Raw genomic sequence first — 2,526 nt, 5'->3', positions numbered from 1 at the left:
TAAGAATGCGGTGGAGAATAACTATCTGAGCGTTCAGGAGAAGACCGAGCTTGAACTGGCGAAGCAGAAACTCCAGAACAGCAACGACCCGGCAGAGCGTGAGCAGGCCCAGCAGAAGATCAATGAACTGCGTGAAAAGGACATCGCCAGCGACAAGAAAGTGATCGAAGCCTGCGGTAACGGTGGCGCAGCTAGCGCGGCCTGTGCGAGTGCGAGACTGGAAGTTATCGCTGCCAAAGGTGAGTATGAAACCGGGCCGTACAACTCGAAGGTGAGCCAGCAATACGCAGATGCTTACGGCCAGATAGTGAACCTGTTGAATATCACCAGTGTTGATGCACAGAATCAACAACAGGTGAAAGATGCGATGGTGAACTATGCCATGGTGCAGCTTGGCGTAGATAAGGCTACGGCAGAGGCCTACATCGAAACCTATGATGGGATGAAGGCTGTAGCGGCCTCGTTGACTCCTGTGCTTGGTTCAGCGGCAGCGAAGCAGCTTAGTAAGATTGTTGATGCAAATCTGAAGGTTGTGGCGAAAGGGAACGTTGACGGTAATAAGTTCAGTGATACTAACCAAGGTATTAGACCTTCACAGTTAGCCGATTTTAATAAACCGACTCTTATCAACGATGTGGTACAAGCCAAGATAGATAAGCGCCCTGATAAAAATTACCCTAATGGAAATATGGGCACAGCTCATGCAGAAATAGGCGTGATCCAACAGGCCTACGAGAAAGGGATGACTAACGGCAAAGACATGCTTATGTCGGTGAGTGGGCAAGATGTTTGTTCTTTCTGTCTAACTGATATAAAACTCATGGCTGAGAAGTCTGGGCTTAAGTCCCTAACCTTGTTTGAAGAGAGTACAGGCAGGACTTTATATTGGGAGGCCGGTACGAAAGGCTTCCGTATTAAAGGAGCTAACGATGAGTAAGTTGCACCTCTCCTGGTCTTGTTCGCCCAAAGGCGGTACTAAGAAATCTGATAGCTGGGATGACATCGATAACCTACTAAATAATCTTCGTTTATCTAGTGGTTGTGTGACAGTGGATAAATTGGATGATGAGGGTTATTTAATCTCAGAAATTCAAGTGAGAATGGAAAAAGGCCTTTATATGGTTACTTTTTTGAATGAAGAAGATGAGGTTATGACACTTTCGGATTTAACTCAACCGGATGAAAAGGTATTGATCCTCGGAGATTATTGGTCCGCAAGGCAGGCCACAAAAGACTTTGATCTTGTTGTCAAAGCTTTTAAGGAGTTCTTTGATACTGGCAACGTATCAACGGAACTTCTGAACTGAGAGTAGAATCCCGGTCAACTGGCCGGGATTTTTGTTTTTTTACGCTTTGAAAACGCCCACCTCTCGCCGCTGCAACCGAATCACACCGGGTGCAGCGCACCTCAAGCTGTTCAACGCAGGCAATGCCGGACTCGGTGAGCCAGTCGCCGCCGATCACCAGCTCACCGTTCTGCCGCACCCAGTCGGCGCCAAGGTCGTGGCGGTACTGGCTGGCTTCACAGAGCGCTTTCCATATGGCTTCGTCAGTGACGACCGTGTTCCAGAGTGTGTGATGCTGAAGTGTCAGTTGTCATGGGGGCCAAGGGCAAACCCGACGTGAACTGACCGCCTTGGCGGAGGCGAAAAACGCCGCTGCCGGCTTGCAGCCGGGCGACGAGGGTGCGGCGCAGGGCGCCACCAACACCGTCGGCATCAGCGCTTCCTACGGCAGCCAGTCGTCGAAGAGCGAAACCCGCACCGACAGCCGCCAGTCGCAGGGCAGCACGCTCACCGCCGGGCAAAACCTGTCGATAACGGCGAACGGCAAGAACCACAATGCACAGAGTGGTGATATCGCCATCACCGGCAGCCAGCTGAAAGCGGGCAAAGACCTGTCGCTCGATGCGGCGCGGGACATTACCCTGCAGTCGGCGCAGAACAGCGAAAGCACCGTCGGCAAGAACGAGAGCCGCGGCGGCAACGTCGGTGTCGGCATCGGCGCCGGTTCGGGCGGGTACGGCATCAGCGTCTCGGCCGGCGTCAATGCCGGCAAGGGGCATGAGAATGGCAACGGTCTGACTCATGCCGAAACCACCCTGGATGCCGGCAGTCATCTCAACCTGACCAGCGGCCGCGACACCCGGCTTACCGGCGCTCAGGCCAGCGGCGAAAAGGTCACCGTCGACGTGGGCCGTGACCTTCGGCTTGAAAGCGAACAGGACAGCGAACGCTATGACGCCAGGCAGCAAAACGCCAGCGCGGGCGGCAGCTTCACCTTCGGCTCGATGACCGGCTCAGCCAACGTGAGCGCCAGCAAGGACAAGCTGCACAGCAACTTCGACTCGGTGAAAGAGCAGACCGGGCTGTTTGCGGGCAAGGGCGGGTATGACGTCAAGGTCAAAGAACACACCCAGCTCGACGGCGCTGTGATTGCAAGCCAAGCGGACAAAGAGAACAACCGCCTTGATACCGGCACGCTGGGCTGGACCGACATCCACAACCAGGCGGACTACAGCGCAAC

The 2,526-nt window shown here is 54.2% G+C and carries 2 protein-coding genes and 2 pseudogenes; 3 read left to right on the top strand and 1 reads right to left on the bottom strand.

The window, feature by feature from the left end; genetic code table 11:
* Window positions 1-937: cytidine deaminase-like fold-containing protein (locus HMPREF3138_RS25015; protein WP_371326900.1), on the top strand; the 937-nt coding region annotated here is incomplete at its 5' end.
* Window positions 930-1,307 (top strand): DUF6911 family protein, encoded by a 378-nt coding sequence (locus HMPREF3138_RS02200; RefSeq protein WP_038876244.1) that lies wholly within the window; start codon window positions 930-932, stop codon window positions 1,305-1,307. The genes HMPREF3138_RS25015 and HMPREF3138_RS02200, both read left to right, overlap by 8 nt.
* Before the next feature lie 39 nt (window positions 1,308-1,346).
* Here the strand turns inward: HMPREF3138_RS02200 and HMPREF3138_RS26945 are convergent.
* Window positions 1,347-1,593, bottom strand: a pseudogene (locus HMPREF3138_RS26945) (hypothetical protein).
* 37 nt (window positions 1,594-1,630) lie between these two features.
* On the opposite strand from HMPREF3138_RS26945, the pseudogene HMPREF3138_RS02195 reads away from it, so the two are divergent.
* Window positions 1,631-2,526 (top strand): annotated as a pseudogene (locus HMPREF3138_RS02195) (hemagglutinin repeat-containing protein); the annotation flags it as partial.

This window comes from Serratia sp. HMSC15F11, from assembly GCF_001808215.1.
GTDB classification, from domain to species: Bacteria; Pseudomonadota; Gammaproteobacteria; order Enterobacterales; family Enterobacteriaceae; genus Serratia; species Serratia nevei.
Note: the sequence above shows the minus strand (reverse complement) of the source record. Positions and strands in the feature narration are given on the sequence as shown.

What these genes read in the sequence shown, in the direction of transcription:
- HMPREF3138_RS02200 (WP_038876244.1), top strand. Translation starts at nt 930, where the DNA reads ATGAGTAAGTTGCACCTCTCCTGGTCTTGTTCGCCCAAAGGCGGTACT.